This is a genomic window from Azorhizobium sp. AG788, from assembly GCF_943371865.1.
Lineage (GTDB): Bacteria > Pseudomonadota > Alphaproteobacteria > Rhizobiales > Xanthobacteraceae > Azorhizobium.
The window spans coordinates 135,481-151,582 of record NZ_CALRWL010000004.1; the positions used below are offsets into that span (position 1 = coordinate 135,481).

Sequence of the window (16,102 nt, forward strand, 5' to 3'; positions counted from 1 at the left end):
GGCGCTGCTCGAAGTCTCCGCTCTGCAGGTCAATTATGGTCGGGTCGCCGCGCTGAGCGGGGTGGACCTCACGATCAACGACGGCGAGATCGTCACCGTCCTGGGCGCCAATGGCGCCGGCAAGAGCACCTTGCTGCGCGCCATCCTCGGTGCCGAGCCGGCGCGGGCCGGCGGCATCGCCTTTGACGGCGTGGACATCACCCGCATGCCCGCCCATGCCCGCATCGCCCGCGGCATCGTGCTGGTGCCGGAGGGCCGGCGCATCCTCATCTCGCTGTCGGTGGAAGAGAACCTTCTCCTCGGCGCCCATATGCGCACCGACACCCGCGCCGTGCGGGCCGAGATCGACGCCATCTACCAGCGCTTCTCCAATCTGGCCGAGCGCCGCCACATGCTGGCCTCCTGCCTCTCGGGCGGCGAGCAGCAGATGCTGGCCATCGGCCGCGCCATGCTGGCGAAACCCCGGCTGATGATGCTGGACGAGCCCTCGCTCGGCCTCTCGCCTTTGTTCGTCTCCAAATTGTTTGATCTGATCCGCGAACTGAACCGCGGCGGCCTCTCGGTGCTGCTGGTGGAGCAGAACACCGGCAAGGCACTGGCGGTGGCGCACCGCGCCACCGTGCTGGAATTGGGCAAGGTGGTGATGGCGGGCGACCCCAAGGCGCTCGCCGCCGATCCGCGCCTGCAACAAGCCTATCTCGGCGATGGCGCGCCCGCGCCCGTCCTTTCCGCTTGACCCAAGTCCGCTTAAGTCCAGTCCGCTTAACCCCAGTCCGCTCAACCCCAGAAGGAGCTTTCCATGAACAGGTCGCTTGTGTTCGGTGCAACCCTGCTCGCGGCCGTGTCCGCCAGCGCCATGGCGCGGGCCGATGGAGACCTCGTGCTCGGCTATATGATGGCCAAGAGCGGCCCCTATGTGAGCCTCGCCGGCACCAATGAGATCGCCGTCGATCTGGCGGTGGAAGAGATCAATGCCAAGGGCGGCATCAATGGCAAGAAGATCAAGGTGGTGAAGTTCGACACCGCCGGTGATCCCAAGCAGGCCACCACCGCCCTGCGCCGCTTTGCCGAGGACGATGCGGCCCTGGCGGTGATCGGGCCGTTCTCGTCCTCCGAGGTGCGCACCACCTTCCCGGTGGGCGAGCGTGCCGGCATTCCGCAGATGTCCATGGCCTCCTCCGCCCCCGGCCTGACCAAGGGCTTCAGCTACGGCTTCCGCAACACCACCGACGAGGGCAAGGTCATCGACCAGGTGCTCGGCGCCATCAAGGACAAGAAGCTGCCCGCCGCCTCCGGCGCCGCCGCTTACGCCACCGACGACGTGGTGTCGAAGTCCATCGGCACCAATGTGGTGCCCAAGATGTTCGAGAAATACGCCATCCCGCTCAAGGGCTCGGTGGACTTCCAGCTGGCGGCGTTCGACCTGTCGCCGCAGGTGTCCAAGCTGAAGGAACTGGCCCCCGACATCGTCGGCCTCGGCTCGCCCCCGGAAGGCGCGGTCAATCTCGCCAAGGAACTGAAGCGCCAGGGCGTGAACACCCGCGTCATCGGCGGCACCACCATCGCCGATCCCGAGCTGCCCAAGCGCATGGACGGCGCCGGTGAGAACCTCACCATCGGCACCACCTTCTTCCCCGATGTGAACGCCACCACCAAGGCGTTCGCCGCGGAATTCGCCAAGCGCACCAAGGCCGCCGGCCAGACCCGCACCGAGCCGAACCAGATGGACGCGGCGGTCTATGACATCGTCTATCTCTATGCCGAGGCCATGAAGCGCGCCGGCGTCACCGGCGAGGCCGGCAAGCTGGTGGCCGAGCGCACCGCCATCCGCGACCAGCTGGCCAAGCTGAAGGATTACGATGCCGTGGAAGGCAAGATCTCCTTCGTGGACGGTGATGCGGTGAAGCCGGTCTATGTGCTGGAAGTGAAAAGCGGCAAGTGGAGCCTGCTCGACACGCGCATGCCGGACTGAGGCCCCCTCCTCAGCCGCATGCGCGGGGACCGGCATCGCTTCCCCGATGCCGGTCCCATTTTCAATTTGGGCCCAATGCGTAAGATCCGAGGATATTCCATGACCGGTACGGCGCTTCATTTCACCATCCACGCGGACGGGCGCAGCTTCGAGGAGACGCTGCTGATCCGCACCGCGGTCATCGCCGGCTGGACCGGGCGGGACAAGGTGGCGCTGGAAAAGCATATCGTCGAACTGGAGGAACTGGGCGTGGCCCGGCCGGCCTCCACCCCGATCTATTATCGGGTGTCCGCCGCGCGCCTCACCACCGCCGCCACCATCGAGAACACCGGGCCCGACTCCAGCGGCGAAGTGGAATTCCTGATCGTGAATGCGGGCGGCCGGCGCTATCTGGGCATCGGCTCGGACCACACCGATCGCAAGGTGGAGACCTACAATATCACCGTCTCCAAGCAGATGTGCGACAAGCCGGTGGCCCCGGAACTGTGGGCGCTGGACGACGTGCTGCCCCATTGGGACAGCCTGATCCTGCGCTCATTTGCGGTGATCGAGGGCGCGCGGGTGCTCTATCAGGAGGGGTCGGTCAACGCCATGCTGCCGCCGGAGCAGATCCTTAACGGCTTCGAGGGTGAGGCGCTCAGCGGCGGCTCGGTGATGTTCTGCGGCACGCTGGCGGCCAAGGGCGGCATCCGCCCGGCGGCGCGGTTCGAGTTCGAGATCGAAGACCCGATCCTCAAGCGCACCATCCGCCACGGCTATGACGTGGCCATCCTTCCCGTGGTGGGGTGAGCATGTTTGCCCTCGGCGCCGCCATCATCCCGTTCGGGGCGGAGGCGGCGCCGCGCTCGCTGCGCGAGGAAGCCTACGAGATTATCAAGCAGCGGATCATCACCGGGCTGTTCCGGCCCGGTGAGGCCCTGAGCGAGGCGGCGGTGTCCTCGGCCCTGAGCCTCGGGCGCACGCCGGTGCGCCAGGCGTTCGACCGGCTGATGCATGACGGCCTGGTGGAAGTGCTCCCGCGCAAGGGCATCATGGTCTGCCCCATCACCCGCGACGAGGTGCGGGACATGGTGGCTGTGCGCCTGCTCAACGAGGGGTTTTGCGCCCGCCTCGCCGCCGAGCGGGCGGACGCTTCCGTCATCGACACGCTCAATGACGCGGTGGCGCGCGGCCGCATCGCCGCCCAGGCGAGCGATGCGGATGCGCTGATGGCGCTGGACCGGCGCTTCCACGGCGCCATCTCCACCGCCGCGCGCAATCTGGTGCTGAGCGACATCCTGCGCAACCTGCACGACCGCTCGCAGCGGGTGTGGTTCCTGTCCCTGCGCGAGCACGAGCACCACCACCGCGTTGTGGAAGAACACGCCGCCATCGTCGACGCCATTGCGGGGCGCGATGGGGATGCGGCGGAAGCGGCGATGCGGGCGCACATCCTGTCGTTCGCGGAGAATCTGGCGCGGCAGTTGTGAGGGGCGTGCGCGATGTGGCCGAGCCGTCGCCTCGCTTAGGATACCTCAGAACGCAAACGTCTGCCGGCTGATATCTCCTGTCCCGCTCCGCGATGGCTGTGTCAGTGTGCGGGCTGCGAATCGCGGAAGGTGCCATGTCCGATCAGCCGACGCTCACACAAACGCAGATCATCCGGGCGCTCGCCGATGCGCTGAGCTGGTTCGAACGCGAAATCTCGTGGGGGGTGCCTCCGGCGGAGTTGCGTGCTCTCACCGGACGTATCGGTGAACTCTACGCTGCGATGATTACGCGTGGGCAGATGGCTCTCGCCACAAATCAGCGCGGCTATGATGTTGTTTCGGCTGAGAGTGAACGCATTTCAGTGAAAACAATCACTTCCTCAAACCATGTCGATTTTAAGCTTTCAACTTTCAGTGAAGTCGATCGTGTGATTGTTCTGCGTGTGAATGTCGATCCTGAAGTAGGGATATCGATAGAAGAGCTATTAGATAAATCTGCGATTGAAGCGCGTGCGCATTTTCGCGAAGTTGACGGAATACTTCGCTATAGACCCTCACGGCAGGAACTTCCCCTTGAGGAGGGCGCCGATCCTGGGACGCTCAGGATCACCTCTCGGGCAACTTACGGTGCGGACGAGATCGTTCGATATGAGAATGGAGCGATCCGTGTTCTGCGCGAAGGTGAGTTGCAGCAGATAAACGTGAAAGGCTTCCTCCGCCCAATCGCAGCCGAATTCGGCGTCTCCACGGAGAGCGAGGCAGGAATTAAGCTCAATACGCAGCAGCTGGGGGCGAATGTGATCCGTGTTCTCAATGAGCGTCAACGAAGTTGAGCCATCGTAGCGACGCGGGAAAACAGGTGATGAATTTTTGCTGATCCGACGCACGCTGCCAAAACAAAAAAAAGCCGGCCCCGAAGGGCCGGCTTCTGATCGTCACAGCGTGCTGCGGCAGGTTCAGCCGACGATGGCGGCGACGCCGGCGCGTTCGTCCAGCAGTTCCTTCAGGGTGATGTCCAGCATCGACTGCGCATAAGCGTCGATCTCCAGGCCCTTCACCACGGTGTAGGTGCCGCCGGCGCAGATGGCCGGGACGCCGAACACGATGCCTTCGGGAACGCCGTAGGAGCCGTCCGAGGCGATGCCCATGGACACCCAGCGGCCATCGGTGCCGTGGATCCAGTCATGCATGTGGTCCACCGCCGCATTGGCGGCGGAGGCCGCGGACGACAGGCCGCGGGCTTCGATGATCGCCGCGCCGCGCTTGCCGACGGTGGGGATCAGGGTCTCGCGGTACCAGGACTCATCATTGATGAGCTTGGGCAGGGCTTCGCCCTTCACGGTGGCGAAGCGATAGTCGGCGAACATGCTGGGGGAGTGATTGCCCCAGATCACCAGCTTCTCGATGTCGGCGCTGGAAATGCCCGCCTTGGCGGCGAACTGCGACAGCGCGCGATTGTGATCGAGCCGCAGCATGGCGGTGATGTTGCCGGCCGGCAGATCCGGAGCGGACTTGGCGGTGATGTAGGCATTGGTGTTGGCCGGGTTGCCCACCACCAGCACCTTCACGTCGCGCTTGGCCACTTCGTTCAGCGCCGCGCCCTGGACCTTGAAGATCTCGGCATTGGCGAGCAGCAGGTCGGCGCGCTCCATTCCCTTGGAGCGGGGGCGCGCGCCCACCAGGAAGGCGGCGTCCACATCCTTGAAGGCCACCTTCGGCTCATCGGTGATGACCACGCCGGCCAGCAGCGGGAAGGCGCAGTCTTCCAGCTCCATCACCACGCCCTTCACGGCGTTCTGCGCCTGGGGCAGGTCCAGCAGCTGGAGGATGACCGGCTGGTCCTTGCCATAGACGTCGCCATTGGCGATGCGGAACAGCAGCGAATAACAGATCTGGCCGGCGGCGCCGGTGACAGCTACGCGGACGGCGGGCTTCGTCATGATGAATCCTTCCCCGGAAAAGTCCGAATTGGCTCACGTCGGCACTCTATGGCCGCGTCCGCGCCGAATTGGAAGCGCCTGTTTGCTCCGATCAGGCGGTCAATTCGGCTTCCACCCCCGCGGCAATGGCGAACAGGCGGGCGTCATTGCCCCCGGTGGCGGCGATCATCAGCCCCACCGGGGCGTTCTCTGGGGCTTGGATGGGCAGGGAAATGGCGCAGCCGTCGATCATGTTGATGAGGGTGGCATTGCGCAGGGAGAGGATGTTGGCGGCCGCATAGGCCGCGTCATCGTGCTCCAGCGGGGCAATGGCCGGGGGCAGGATGGCCACCGTGGGCAGCAGCAGCGCGTCATAGGCGGCCAGGCGCGCATTGGTGCGGGCGATCAGCGAGCGGCGGGCGGCCAGCGCATCCAGATAGTCCGCCGCCTCCTGCTCGTGGCCGCGCTTGATGCGCACCGAGACGCGGGGATCATAGAGCGCCTCGCTCTTGGCCAGCAGCGGGCGATGCCAGGCATAGCTCTCGGCGGCGGTGAAGCCGCCCTTGGCATTGATGCCGGCGATCTCGCCGAATTCCGGCACCGGCGCGTTCACCACCGAGGCGCCGGCCTGGGCGAGGTGCGCCACCGCCGTGGCAAACGCCTGGGCGACGATGGGGTCGAGGCCGTCCAGCGCCACGGTGGCGGGCACCAGGAAGCGCAGGCCGATGAGGCTGGCCGGTTCCAGCGGCGCCAGCGGCTCGCCGGCCAGGATCGCATCCAGCGCCGCGCAGCAGGCCACCGAGCGGGCCAGCGGGCCGATGGAATCCAGGCTCTGGGACAAAGGAATGGCGCCATCCTGCGGCACCCGGCGAGCGGTGGGCTTGTAGCCGGTGATGCCGCAGAAGGCGGCCGGGATGCGGCAGGAGCCGCCGGTATCGGTGCCCAGCGCGGCATGGGCCATGCCGTCCGCCACCGCCACCGCGCCGCCGGAGGTGGAGCCGCCGGGCACATGGCCCGCGGCGCGCTGCCACGGGCTCTTGGGCGTGCCGTAATGGGGATTGAGGCCGAGGCCGGAATAGGCGAACTCCACCATGTTGGAGCGGCCGATGACCACGAAGCCCGCCGCCCGCAGGCGCGCAACGGCGGTTGCGTCCGTGGTGGCGGGCGGGGCATCTGCCAGGGCCTTGGAGCCGGCGGTGGTGACCTCGCCGGTGATGTCGAACAGATCCTTGATGGCCACCGGGATGCCGGCAAAAGGCGAGGGCGCCGCGCCCGCCCGGCGCAGCGCATCCTGCCCATCGGCGGCGGCGAGCGCCTGGTCGCGGGCCACATGGATGAAGGCGCGGGCGCCTTCGCCGGCGGTGTCCGCGATGCGCGCCAGGCATGCCTCCACCAGCGCCCGCGACGTGGTGCGCCCGGCGGCAAGATCGGCGGCGAGGCTGGCGAGGGTGGGAGCGGTCGCGGTCATGGGGGGTATCCGGGCAGGGCTGTGAGGGGCGGATAAGAGGCCGGTTCGGGGGCGGATGTCCAGCGGGGCATCCGGTTGAGGTGTCGGTTCCGTGCGCCACTCCGGGGCGGGCGCAGGGGAGGGCGTTTCACCCCCCACCCCAACCCTCCCCCGCAAGGGGGGAGGGGGTACGGCGTGTGGGGTGGCGGGCGTTGCGCGTTGCTCTGGGATGCCGTCGCCATCCGACCGGGCACACCCAATGACATCCGGGTGCGGTTCCTCCCCCCTTGCGGGGGAGGGCAGGGAGGGGGGTGAAACGGCCGGGGCCGTGCACAACCTCCCCAACGTGCCCCCGCATCCGCCGCCGAAACGCACCGCGCCCTCGCCCCGCGTCAGCGGAGGAGGGCGCAAGCCGTGTGCGAAACGGCGATCAGACCGGATCGAAGTAATGGATTTCCATCAGGATGCAGCCGTTCTCGGACTTGAACGGGCCATGGAAGGCGCCGGGCGGGCGGCAGGCATAGGTGAAGGGCGGGAAGGCTTCGCCGCCTTCGCCCTTGTCGTCATTGCCCACCGTGAGGTCGCCGGTGACCAGGAACACTTCTTCCCAATAGTCATGGACGAAAGGCGCGGTGGTGAACACGCCGGGGTCGAAGCGCAGCAGCCGGGTGCGCGAGCCGCGCTTGGCCGTCTCGTCCAGGCCGCCGGAAATGATCTTCTGCTGGATGCCCTTGGGATAGCCGGGGGGCACTTCCCAGCCGCTGGTCAGGTCCAGCGTGTAGAACTCGTCATGGGCTTTGTTGATGGCCATTGGGCAGACCTTGGGTTGGGCGGAAAAAAAGCGTGAGGTCGGGTCGGGGCTTACTCGGCCGCCTGGGCCGGCGCCGCGCCGCGCTCGTCGGCCAGATCGTAGGAGGCGAGCATGCGGTCCAGCAGGGAGGCGGCGCCCGCCCAGTCATAGCTGCGGAAGGCATGGCCCTTCACCACGAAGCCGGCGCCGGCATAGAACATCTCATACTGGGCATGGCGGGAGGCGAATTCCGAGCCCACCGCGTCCCAGGCCAGCTTGTAGAACTTGACCTTGTCTTCCGCATTGGCGGCGGGTGACTGCTGGGTCTTGCCGATGAGCTGCGCCAGTTCGGGATTGTCGAAATCCCGCACCGAGGACGGCAGCATGATCATGCCGCCGCCGGCCAGCTCGCGCAGGGTGTTGAGCACCTTGCCATAGAGCTGCTGGGAGAGGGTCTGGGCGGCATAGAGGGTGTGGCGGTCGGGCACGAAATAGGCGCCGCGCTGCGCGCCCTTGGCCTCCATGGCCACCACGAAGGCGTCGATCATGGCCACTTCCGCCGAGAGCTGGCCCAAGGTCTCGCGCACCTGCGGGAAGTTGGTGGTGCCGTTGATCTCTGTGGTGCGGCGGGCGATGCCGAGCAGGAACTTCAGCTTCACCGACAGGCGGATCTGCGCCTGGTAGTTCTGGTAGACATGGGCCGGCGTGGCGTGGAACTGCTTGGCCACCATCTCGATATTGTCGACGATGAACACCCGGTCCCACGGCACCTTCACGTCGTCGAAAAACAGCACCGCGTCATTTTCGTCGAAGCGGCTGGCGAGGGGATTGTCGAACACCGACGGGGCGGAGGCCTCGTAGGATTTGCGCGACAGGATCTTCAGGCCCTTGGTGTTCATGGGAATGGCGAAGGAGACGGCGTAATTTTCGTCGCCCGGCTGCAGCGGCTGGATGCAGGTGACGAACACCTCATTGGCCATGATGCCGCCGGTGGCCAGCATCTTGGCGCCGCGCACGGTGATACCTTCCGCATCGCGATCCACCACCCCGGCGGACAGGAACGGATCCTGCTGCGCCGCCGCACTCTTGGAGCGGTCGGCCTGGGGATTGATGATGACGTAGGTCAGATAGAGATCGTTGTCGCGGGCATAGCGATAGTAATCGGCCAAGGCCTTGCCGCGGGCGGGATCATAGGCGTCGAACACCTCGCGGCCCATATACATGCCGGCGATGCAGGAGGCGACGTGATCCGGCGCGCGGCCCAGGAAACCCGCATGCAGTTCGGTCCAGGCTTCGAGGCCCTTGCGGCGGGTCTTCAGCGCCTCATAGCTGGTGGGCAGTTCCCAGATGCGGTTGGCGCGGGTGCCGGTCTCGGTCTCGAACGACATCAGCTCGCGGTTTTCCGGCGCGCTCTGGAAGTCGAACATCCTGGCCACGGAGGCGATGGCGCCGCGGAAGGCGGGATGGGTCACCGGGTCTTTCACCAGGGCGCCGTCGAGGAAGATCTGGCGCCCGTCACGCAGGCTTTCGGTATGCTGTTGGCCGGTTTTCATCATGGGTCGGTCCTCGCGGCGCGGGGCGCGTATCAGAAGGAAGAGGTCAGGAGCCAGTGGTCTCGCCGGAGGCGAGGCCGTGGTAGCGTCCGCGGTAGAAGATCAAAGGCGCGCCCGAGTCCGCATGGGCGAAGCGCAGCACGCGGGCCAGAAAGATGACGTGGTCGCCGCCGTCGTGATGGGCGTAGGGCACGCACTGGAAATGGGCGAGGGCGCCGGTGAGAAGCGGCGTCTCGCCGTGGCCCAGGGTGTGGTCCACATTGGCCCACTTATCCTGCAGCGCCTTGGAGAAGCGGTTGGACAGATGTTCCTGATCCCGGCCCAGCACGTTGACGCCATAGGCGCGCGCCGCCAGCATGGCGGGCAGGCTGTGGGCGCTGCGGGCGACGCTGAACAGGACCAGGGGAGGATCGAGCGAGACGGAGTTGAACGAGCTCATGGTCATGCCCACCACGGCGTCGTCTTCGGCGCGGGCGGTGATCACGGCGACGCCGGTGGCGAAATGGCCCAGCGCCTGGCGGAAGGCGCGGGCATCGAACACACCGTCTTCGGCGAACTCTGGAGTGGCGGCCTCGCTCATGCTCACCTGCGGCTTGGGCGCCCCGCGCCCGCTGGATGCGATGCCCGAGGCTGGGGACCTGGGGCCGGTGTCAGTTCGGTGGGTGTCATTTACCTTTGTATCAAAGCTAATATAATAATCGAACGAACGTCAAGGCGGTTTTCGTGGACGGACAGGGCAAAGCAACGGGCAAGACGGACAGTGACGGGACCGGGCCGGGGACTGAGCCGGCGGGCGTCCGGCCCAAGCGGGCGCGGCGCCGGAACGGGGGCGAGTCCGAAGCGCTGCCGGCCATGAGCGAGGGCACGCGCGGGCGCGTCGTCTCCGAGGCCGGACAGAGGCGACAATTGACCGTATCGAGGGCGGAACTGTTGGTGGATGGGTCGGATCGGGATTTTCGCCAGTTGGTGCACGACACCCTGGCGTTCGCGGCGCGGATCCAGGAGGTGCGCAGCCGCCTCGGGGCGCTGATTGGCCTGTCCGGCGCGCAATATACCATCCTGGTGGCGGTGGCGCATTTGCAGGGCCGCGACGGCGGCGTGGGCGTCAATCTGCTGGCGGAGCATCTCCACCTCTCCGGCGCCTTCGTGACCATCGAGGTCAACAAGCTGGTGGCGGCGGATCTGGTGATCAAGGAAGTCAATCCGGAGGACCGTCGCCGGGTGCTGCTGACCATCACCGCCAAGGCCAACCAATTGCTGGATGACCTCACCGCCGTGCAGCGCCCGGCCAATGACGCCCTGTTCGGCTGCCTGTCCGCGTCCGACTTCCACGCCTTCCGCGACGTGGTGGCGCAACTGGTGCTCACCGGCGATCGCACGCTGAAGCTGCTGGACTACCTGGCCCCGGACGGCACGCTCACCGGCGCCGCCGCGCGGCTTCCGGCGGATCCCGACGCGGCCTGAGCGGCCGCGCTTCGGGCGTGCGGCTCAGCGCGGGCGCAGCATGCGGCCATAGAAGGCGGCCACGTCCCGCTCGAAGCGCGCCTGGCCAAAGCGCTCCTGGGCCATCTTGCGCCCCGCACCGCCCATGGCATCCCGCAAGGCGGCATCGTCCGCCAGCCGGAGCATGGCCTGGGCCAAGGCCGGCGCATCCTCATGGGGCACCAATATGCCGGTGTCGCCGTCCGCCACCGCCTCGGGAATGCCGCCGATGCGGGTGGCGATCACCGGCAGCGCCGCGCTCATGGCTTCCAGCAGCACCAGCGGGAAGCCCTCGGTATGGGTGGACAGGACCAGAGCGTCGATGGCGGCGTAGAAGCGCGGCATGTCGCCCTCGAACCCGGCGAAATGCACGAAAGCGCCGGTGCCGGTGTCCGCGACCAAGGCCGAGAGTTTGGCGAACTGCGCCCGATGGCCCTCATCCCCGCCGGTATCGCCCACCAAAAGCAGATGCACATCGCTGCGCGCCCGCTGCACCAGCGCCATGGCGCGAATGAGCGTGGCATGGTCCTTCTGCGCGCTGATGCGGGCCGGCATGCCGAACACCACGGCGGCTTCCGGCAGGCCGTAATGGGCGCGGGCGACGGCCCGGTCCAGAACCGGGGGCGGGGGCGGCACCGCGTCGTACAGGACCGCGCCGCGCCCGGGTGCCACTGGAAAATCCTGCTGCGCGGCGGTGGAGGCGGAGACGTAGAGATACTGCTCCACCGGCTTCAGCAGCAGGCGTTCCAGATCGGTGAGCCGGGGGTGGTCGGCGCGCACATGGCTCACCACCCGCGCCCCGGCGAGGCGGCCGGCGAGGGCGGTGAAATAGGCGCCCATCACCTCGCCATTGTGCACCAGCTTCACGCCACGGCGGCGGAAGTCGGCGGCGAGCCGCACCGTATTGGCCAGATAGGGCAGGGGCCTGGAGCGCCGCACCTCCGGCTGCTGGTAGCGCGTGGTTGCCAGGCCATGGCTGTGGCACAGCGCCTCCAGCGCCGCGGCGCCGGGAAGATCCGGCACATAGAGGATATTGTCATAGCCCTCCGCCCGCGCCGCTTCCGCCAGCCGGATGGTCGCCAGCTCGGTGCCGGCGATATTGGTCCAGGGAATGATGTGGGCGATGAGCGCGCGCTGCATCCTTGGAGCTAGGCGGACCGGGGTGTGCCCGTCAAGCGGCGCGCGGAAGTGGGGGCACCGGGGTATCTGCAACCGGCATTTCCACCGTCTTCGGCCGCGTCATGCACAGGGGGGCTTGCTCCGGCGCGCGCCGACGATATGATCCGGCCCGCCGCACTTGAGCGCGCGCCGATCCACCTGCTTCGTACGGGGATCGGGTTACGCGGGCCTCTTGTGGGAATTTGAACCGGAGTGCCGATCAGGTCGCTGACCCGATCCGGTTTCGCTTCAACGGCGCGGGCGTGGTGGAACTGGTAGACGCGCCGGACTCAAAATCCGGTTCCGAGAGGAGTGTCGGTTCGATTCCGACCGCCCGCACCACCTTTCTGGATCTGCCTTCTGGATCTAGCCGTCTCAAGCCGGCTGCTCATCCCTTCAGATCACGACGCGGGCTGGCCCGGATCGCCTGTCGCAAGGCGCCACGGTGCCGCTCACGCAATGGCGCATGGATGCAGGCACGGCGCGCGTTGCGGCTCCCATTGCCTGCATCCCCCCTGATGCAGGCGCCTCCGCTGCAAAGCGCGCGCCCTCGATCTTGAAATGCTGGGCTTCGGCTTCTACGCGGCAGGGGCGGTTCCAAAGGCGCAGCGCACCGCGTGGTTGATGCTGGCCGGAAGCACCGACATGTGGGTCTCGCAGCGCAGGAGTTCGTAAGCTGTCGCCAGTCCCGGCACCGCCGCCAGCCGCTCAGCCATCTCGCGCGTGTTGTCGACGATGCGGCTCTCCGCAAAGCTGGCGAGGCGCGTCTGCGCATCCGCCGCGCCGATCTGGAACGGGGCCAGTTGCTGCTCATATTCGCCGACCAGCAGCAGGAGTTGTCCGCCACCGCCCTGGCGGCCGGCGATGAAGGCGTCCGCTTGCGTGATGATGCCCGCCCCCTCCCACCAGATCGCGGGACTGGCGGAAATCCAGGCCGTGAACGCATCCGGCGCCCGGAACAGGGCGTGCAGCACGAACAGCCCGCCGAAGGAGTGACCGAAGATCGCTTGACGCCGTGCATCCACCGGCACGCGGCGGGCGATCTCCGGCTTCAGATCATCGCCGATGAAGGCGAGGAATGCATCGGCGCCGCCGGTGCGCACCTGCGGACCGGTCTCGGTATGCGGCGGATAGGTGGCTCCGGGCGGCGGCCCCATGTCCCAGGAGCGGCGCACGCTGTCATAGGGACCGTCGGTGGGGTAGCCGATGGCGACGATGACGCCGAACCCCACGCCGGTGCCAAGCGGATACGGCGCCTGCACCCGCACCACGTCCACCGCCGTGGCGATGACCGCATTGCCATCGAGCAGATACAGGACCGGCCAGCCGCCCGCCGGCGGTTCACCGGGCGGCGTGTAGAGATAGATGCGGTAGGGCGCGCCGCCGCCCTGGGGGGCGAGGTCGAACTGCACCGTGTCCGGGAGGGATGCCTGGAGGGTCATACGCTGTGTCTCCGTGCCAAAAGCCACATGAGGGCGGGGCAGCCGATGAAGGTGGCCGCCAGTCCCGCCGGAATCTGCCAGGGGAAGGCCACGATCCGCCCGAGCCAGTCGGCGGCGACCATGATGACGCCGCCGATGAGGGCGGCGCCCACCAGTTGCGGCAACGCCCGCTGCAGCCCGAGGAACCGCGCCAGATGCGGGGCCATGAGCCCCACGAAGGTGAGCGGCCCGATCAGCAGCGTCGAGACCGCGGTCAGTGCGGCGGTCACCAGCAGCAGGAGGCCGTGGCTGCGGCGCGGGTGCAGCCCGATCGCGCTGGACGTCAGTGCGCCGAGCGGCACGATGTCGAGCCAGCGGGCGAGCAGAGGCAGCGATCCCAAGGCGAGGGCTGCGGCCGCCGTCGCCACGCGCGCGTCGGTGGCGTCCACCGCATAGGTCGAGCCGGTCATCCAATTGAGCAATTGCGCCGCGCGCGGATCGCCGCCGGCCATCAGCGCGGTGACGAGCGCATCGAACATGGCGCCCAGCGCGACGCCGGCCAGGAGAACCCGCTCCGGCGTCGCCGCGCCGCCGCGGCCGAATGCGAGAATGGCCAGCAGGGCCAGGAATGCACCCAGTGTTGCCGCACCAAATTGCGCGCCTCTGCCGACCTCGGCCAAGGTGAACATCGCGACGATGAGCCCGAAGGCCGCACCGGCGCTGACGCCGAGCACTTCGGGGCTGGCCATGGGGTTGCCGGTCAGGCGCTGGAGCACGCCCCCGGCGCAGGCCAGCATGATGCCGGCCGAAAGTGCGGCGAGGGCGCGGGGCCAGCGCCACTCCAGCAGATCGGCGCTGAGGCTCCAGCCCTCCAGTCCACGCCCGACGCTGACGGACAGCGTGAGCAGCACGACCAGCCCCAGCCCCAGCCCGACGATCAGCAGCAGCGGACGATTGGCCCGGCTGATGCTCCCGCCCAGCCCCGAAGGGAGGTGGAGCGACAGGCGCAGGCGCGGCAGCAGCCACAGCAGCAGCGGCGAGCCGAACACCGCGGTGATCGCCCCGGTGGGCAGCATCTCGCCCGCATCGCCGGCCAGCCGCTGCACGCACTGGTCGGTGAACCACAGCAGGACCGCGCCGAGCAGGGCCGACCAGATGAGACGCGGTGCCACGCGGCGGGCGCCGGCGACGGTCACCAGCGCCGGCGCCGCCAGCCCGATGAAGCCGATGACCCCCACTGTGCCGACCACCGCCCCGGTCAGTGCCACGGCGAGCGCGAGCGCCGCCAGCCGCACCAGGGGCACACGCAGCCCAAGGCTGCGGGCGTGGTCGTCATCCAGCGTCAGCAGCGTCAGGGGGCGGACCAGCAGGGCTGCGGCGCCCAGGGCGAGCGCAAGCCGAGGCCAAAGGAAAGCGGCGATGGTCCAGTCCTGCTGGCTTAGCGAGCCGCCGCCCCAGATGAACAGGCCGGCGAGATAGTGCGTGTTGAACAGCACCAGCAGTGCGGCCAGCGCGCCGCAATAGAGGCTCACCACCATGCCGGCCAGCACCACGGTGAGGGGCGACAGCCGCTTGTGCCAGGACAGGGCGAGCACGATGAGCACGGTGACCAATCCGCCCGCCATCGCGATCCATTCGCGCCCGAACTCCAGCAGCCCCGGCGCCCACAGCATGGCGAGGGCGAGGGCGAGATTGGCGCCGGCGGAAATGCCGAGCGTGGTGGGAGAGGCCAGCGGATTGCGCAGCGCCAGTTGCAGCAGCGCGCCCGCCAACCCGAGCGCGGCGCCGCACAGCAGGCTGGTGGCCAGGCGTGGCGCGAAGCTGTAGCGCACCAGCATCTGGCGGACATCGCCGCTATCGGGCGCAAACAGCGCATCCGGCCAGAGCGTGACGGGCAGCCGGAGCGCCAGCGTCGATAGGGTGATGGCGGCGGCAGCCAGCGCCAGCAGCGCGACGATGGCCGCCGGCCCCAGCCTTTGGCGCTCACCCATGGGAAGGGGCCTTCGGCAGCGTCTCGCCCAGGAGCCGGGCGAAGCGCATGGCGGAGGGCAGCATGCCGAACATCAGGACGGCCGGGAGGCGCTGCACCTGCCCCGCCCGCACGAAGCCGAGGCTGTTCCACAAGGGCGAGCGGTGCAGGCTCGCCAGCACGTCGGCGGCGATGGGCTCCAGATAGATCAGCCGCGCCTGCGGGGCATGGGCCAGTTGCTCGATGCCGACGGTGGCGAATCCCCAATAATTGGTGTCGCCGCGCCAGGCATTGCTCAGGCCGCACAGCCCGATCACGTCGTCGAACAGGCTTTTTGCGCCATAGACCCGGACGTGGCGGGTATCCATGAAGTTCACGATGAACAGCGGGGTGTCGGCATAAGGCGCGAGGGTCGCCCGCGTCGTCGCCATGAGGGCTGCGGCGCTGCTGATCAGCGCCTCGGCCTGAAGGTCCCGCCCGAGCAGCCCGCCCAGCCGCCGGGTGGCGGCGATGCTGAGCCCATAGGGGGTGCCGCCGCCGGGCGTGTAGATGGCGAAGGTTTCGGTGCGGGCGATGCGCTCCAGCATCGGACGCAGGCGGGCAAGATAGGGCGTGGTCAGGATCAGGTCGGGCCTGAGCGCCTGCAACAGCTCCATATTGGCTTCCAGCGCGGTGCCGAGATTGATCACGCCCTCTGGCAGCGCGGGGTCGACGACCCAGCTCGACCACGCGTCCGCTTGCGCCAGCGCAACAGGCGTCACGCCCAGCGCCAGCAGGGTTTCGGCGAGGCCGTAATCCAGCGAGACGATCCGCGCCGGCACGCCGGCCGCGTGCAGCGGGCCGGGTGCGAAGAGGGCGCATGACGCGGCGCCGGCCAGAAAGCCGCGTCGCGTCATGGTGCAGAACCCCGGCAAGGCAGAGG

General features: G+C 68.0%; 15 protein-coding genes and 1 tRNA gene. 7 read left to right on the forward strand and 9 right to left on the reverse strand.

Features of this window, described 5'->3' with window-relative positions:
- The first annotated feature begins 4 nt into the window (after nucleotides 1-4).
- The 5 genes from AAG816_RS04500 (at nucleotide 5) to AAG816_RS04520 (ending at nucleotide 4,274) form a co-directional block, all read left to right on the forward strand.
- On the forward strand, nucleotides 5-736 hold the full coding sequence (locus AAG816_RS04500; RefSeq protein ID WP_341988375.1) for an ABC transporter ATP-binding protein: 732 nt from the start codon (nucleotides 5-7) through the stop codon (nucleotides 734-736).
- Nucleotides 737-799: 63 nt separating this feature from the next.
- Nucleotides 800-1,972: an ABC transporter substrate-binding protein gene (locus tag AAG816_RS04505; RefSeq protein WP_341988329.1), complete on the forward strand. Its 1,173-nt coding sequence runs from the start codon at nucleotides 800-802 to the stop codon at nucleotides 1,970-1,972.
- Between the two features lie 99 nt (nucleotides 1,973-2,071).
- A complete protein-coding gene (locus AAG816_RS04510; RefSeq protein ID WP_341988330.1) occupies nucleotides 2,072-2,761 on the forward strand; it encodes a DUF2848 domain-containing protein in 690 nt (229 codons plus the stop codon).
- 2 nt (nucleotides 2,762-2,763) lie between these two features.
- Nucleotides 2,764-3,441 (forward strand): GntR family transcriptional regulator, encoded by a 678-nt coding sequence (locus AAG816_RS04515; protein WP_341988331.1) that lies wholly within the window; start codon nucleotides 2,764-2,766, stop codon nucleotides 3,439-3,441.
- A gap of 134 nt (nucleotides 3,442-3,575) precedes the next feature.
- The gene (locus AAG816_RS04520; RefSeq protein ID WP_341988332.1) at nucleotides 3,576-4,274 is read left to right on the forward strand and encodes a hypothetical protein; all 699 of its coding nucleotides are present in this window, start codon (nucleotides 3,576-3,578) and stop codon (nucleotides 4,272-4,274) included.
- 123 nt (nucleotides 4,275-4,397) lie between these two features.
- Here AAG816_RS04520 and AAG816_RS04525 read toward each other — a convergent pair whose 3' ends face one another.
- The 5 genes from AAG816_RS04525 to AAG816_RS04545 form a co-directional block, all read right to left on the reverse strand.
- Entirely contained in the window at nucleotides 4,398-5,381 is a 984-nt protein-coding gene (locus AAG816_RS04525; protein WP_341988333.1) for a malate dehydrogenase, read from the reverse strand.
- Nucleotides 5,382-5,472: 91 nt separating this feature from the next.
- Nucleotides 5,473-6,828: an amidase gene (locus tag AAG816_RS04530; protein WP_341988334.1), complete on the reverse strand. Its 1,356-nt coding sequence runs from the start codon at nucleotides 6,826-6,828 to the stop codon at nucleotides 5,473-5,475.
- Nucleotides 6,829-7,237: 409 nt separating this feature from the next.
- Nucleotides 7,238-7,618: a cupin gene (locus AAG816_RS04535; RefSeq protein WP_341988335.1), complete on the reverse strand. Its 381-nt coding sequence runs from the start codon at nucleotides 7,616-7,618 to the stop codon at nucleotides 7,238-7,240.
- 50 nt (nucleotides 7,619-7,668) lie between these two features.
- Entirely contained in the window at nucleotides 7,669-9,153 is a 1,485-nt protein-coding gene (locus AAG816_RS04540) for a 4-hydroxyphenylacetate 3-hydroxylase N-terminal domain-containing protein (RefSeq protein ID WP_341988336.1), read from the reverse strand.
- 43 nt (nucleotides 9,154-9,196) lie between these two features.
- The gene (locus AAG816_RS04545; RefSeq protein ID WP_341988337.1) at nucleotides 9,197-9,730 is read right to left on the reverse strand and encodes a flavin reductase family protein; all 534 of its coding nucleotides are present in this window, start codon (nucleotides 9,728-9,730) and stop codon (nucleotides 9,197-9,199) included.
- A 326-nt stretch (nucleotides 9,731-10,056) separates the two neighbouring features.
- Between AAG816_RS04545 and AAG816_RS04550 the strand changes: the two genes are divergently transcribed.
- Nucleotides 10,057-10,614, forward strand: coding sequence for a MarR family winged helix-turn-helix transcriptional regulator (locus AAG816_RS04550; protein WP_341988338.1), 558 nt, complete (start codon nucleotides 10,057-10,059; stop codon nucleotides 10,612-10,614).
- Between the two features lie 24 nt (nucleotides 10,615-10,638).
- Here AAG816_RS04550 and AAG816_RS04555 read toward each other — a convergent pair whose 3' ends face one another.
- The gene (locus AAG816_RS04555) at nucleotides 10,639-11,772 is read right to left on the reverse strand and encodes a glycosyltransferase (RefSeq protein WP_341988339.1); all 1,134 of its coding nucleotides are present in this window, start codon (nucleotides 11,770-11,772) and stop codon (nucleotides 10,639-10,641) included.
- Nucleotides 11,773-12,047: 275 nt separating this feature from the next.
- Here AAG816_RS04555 and AAG816_RS04560 point away from each other — a divergent pair.
- Nucleotides 12,048-12,132: transfer RNA gene (locus AAG816_RS04560), tRNA-Leu, on the forward strand.
- A gap of 236 nt (nucleotides 12,133-12,368) precedes the next feature.
- On the opposite strand, the gene AAG816_RS04565 is transcribed toward AAG816_RS04560, so the two are convergent.
- Genes AAG816_RS04565 through AAG816_RS04575 form a run of 3 tightly spaced genes read right to left on the reverse strand, consistent with a single transcriptional unit; the run spans nucleotide 12,369 to nucleotide 16,076 of the window.
- On the reverse strand, nucleotides 12,369-13,232 hold the full coding sequence (locus AAG816_RS04565) for an alpha/beta hydrolase-fold protein (RefSeq protein ID WP_341988340.1): 864 nt from the start codon (nucleotides 13,230-13,232) through the stop codon (nucleotides 12,369-12,371).
- Nucleotides 13,229-15,202 (reverse strand): Fe(3+)-hydroxamate ABC transporter permease FhuB, encoded by a 1,974-nt coding sequence (gene fhuB, locus AAG816_RS04570; protein WP_341988341.1) that lies wholly within the window; start codon nucleotides 15,200-15,202, stop codon nucleotides 13,229-13,231. The genes AAG816_RS04565 and fhuB overlap by 4 nt, the downstream gene beginning before the upstream one ends.
- Nucleotides 15,195-16,076, reverse strand: coding sequence for an ABC transporter substrate-binding protein (locus AAG816_RS04575; RefSeq protein ID WP_341988343.1), 882 nt, complete (start codon nucleotides 16,074-16,076; stop codon nucleotides 15,195-15,197). Before AAG816_RS04575 ends, fhuB begins: the two co-directional genes overlap by 8 nt.
- Between the last annotated feature and the right edge of the window lie 26 nt (nucleotides 16,077-16,102).

What these genes read in the sequence shown, in the direction of transcription:
- AAG816_RS04530 (WP_341988334.1), bottom strand. Translation starts at nt 6,828, where the DNA reads ATGACCGCGACCGCTCCCACCCTCGCCAGCCTCGCCGCCGATCTTGCC.
- AAG816_RS04540 (WP_341988336.1), bottom strand. Translation starts at nt 9,153, where the DNA reads ATGATGAAAACCGGCCAACAGCATACCGAAAGCCTGCGTGACGGGCGC.
- AAG816_RS04515 (WP_341988331.1), top strand. Translation starts at nt 2,764, where the DNA reads ATGTTTGCCCTCGGCGCCGCCATCATCCCGTTCGGGGCGGAGGCGGCG.
- AAG816_RS04575 (WP_341988343.1), bottom strand. Translation starts at nt 16,076, where the DNA reads ATGACGCGACGCGGCTTTCTGGCCGGCGCCGCGTCATGCGCCCTCTTC.
- AAG816_RS04565 (WP_341988340.1), bottom strand. Translation starts at nt 13,232, where the DNA reads ATGACCCTCCAGGCATCCCTCCCGGACACGGTGCAGTTCGACCTCGCC.
- AAG816_RS04510 (WP_341988330.1), top strand. Translation starts at nt 2,072, where the DNA reads ATGACCGGTACGGCGCTTCATTTCACCATCCACGCGGACGGGCGCAGC.
- AAG816_RS04545 (WP_341988337.1), bottom strand. Translation starts at nt 9,730, where the DNA reads ATGAGCGAGGCCGCCACTCCAGAGTTCGCCGAAGACGGTGTGTTCGAT.
- AAG816_RS04520 (WP_341988332.1), top strand. Translation starts at nt 3,576, where the DNA reads ATGTCCGATCAGCCGACGCTCACACAAACGCAGATCATCCGGGCGCTC.
- AAG816_RS04535 (WP_341988335.1), bottom strand. Translation starts at nt 7,618, where the DNA reads ATGGCCATCAACAAAGCCCATGACGAGTTCTACACGCTGGACCTGACC.
- AAG816_RS04505 (WP_341988329.1), top strand. Translation starts at nt 800, where the DNA reads ATGAACAGGTCGCTTGTGTTCGGTGCAACCCTGCTCGCGGCCGTGTCC.
- fhuB (WP_341988341.1), bottom strand. Translation starts at nt 15,202, where the DNA reads ATGGGTGAGCGCCAAAGGCTGGGGCCGGCGGCCATCGTCGCGCTGCTG.
- AAG816_RS04525 (WP_341988333.1), bottom strand. Translation starts at nt 5,381, where the DNA reads ATGACGAAGCCCGCCGTCCGCGTAGCTGTCACCGGCGCCGCCGGCCAG.
- AAG816_RS04555 (WP_341988339.1), bottom strand. Translation starts at nt 11,772, where the DNA reads ATGCAGCGCGCGCTCATCGCCCACATCATTCCCTGGACCAATATCGCC.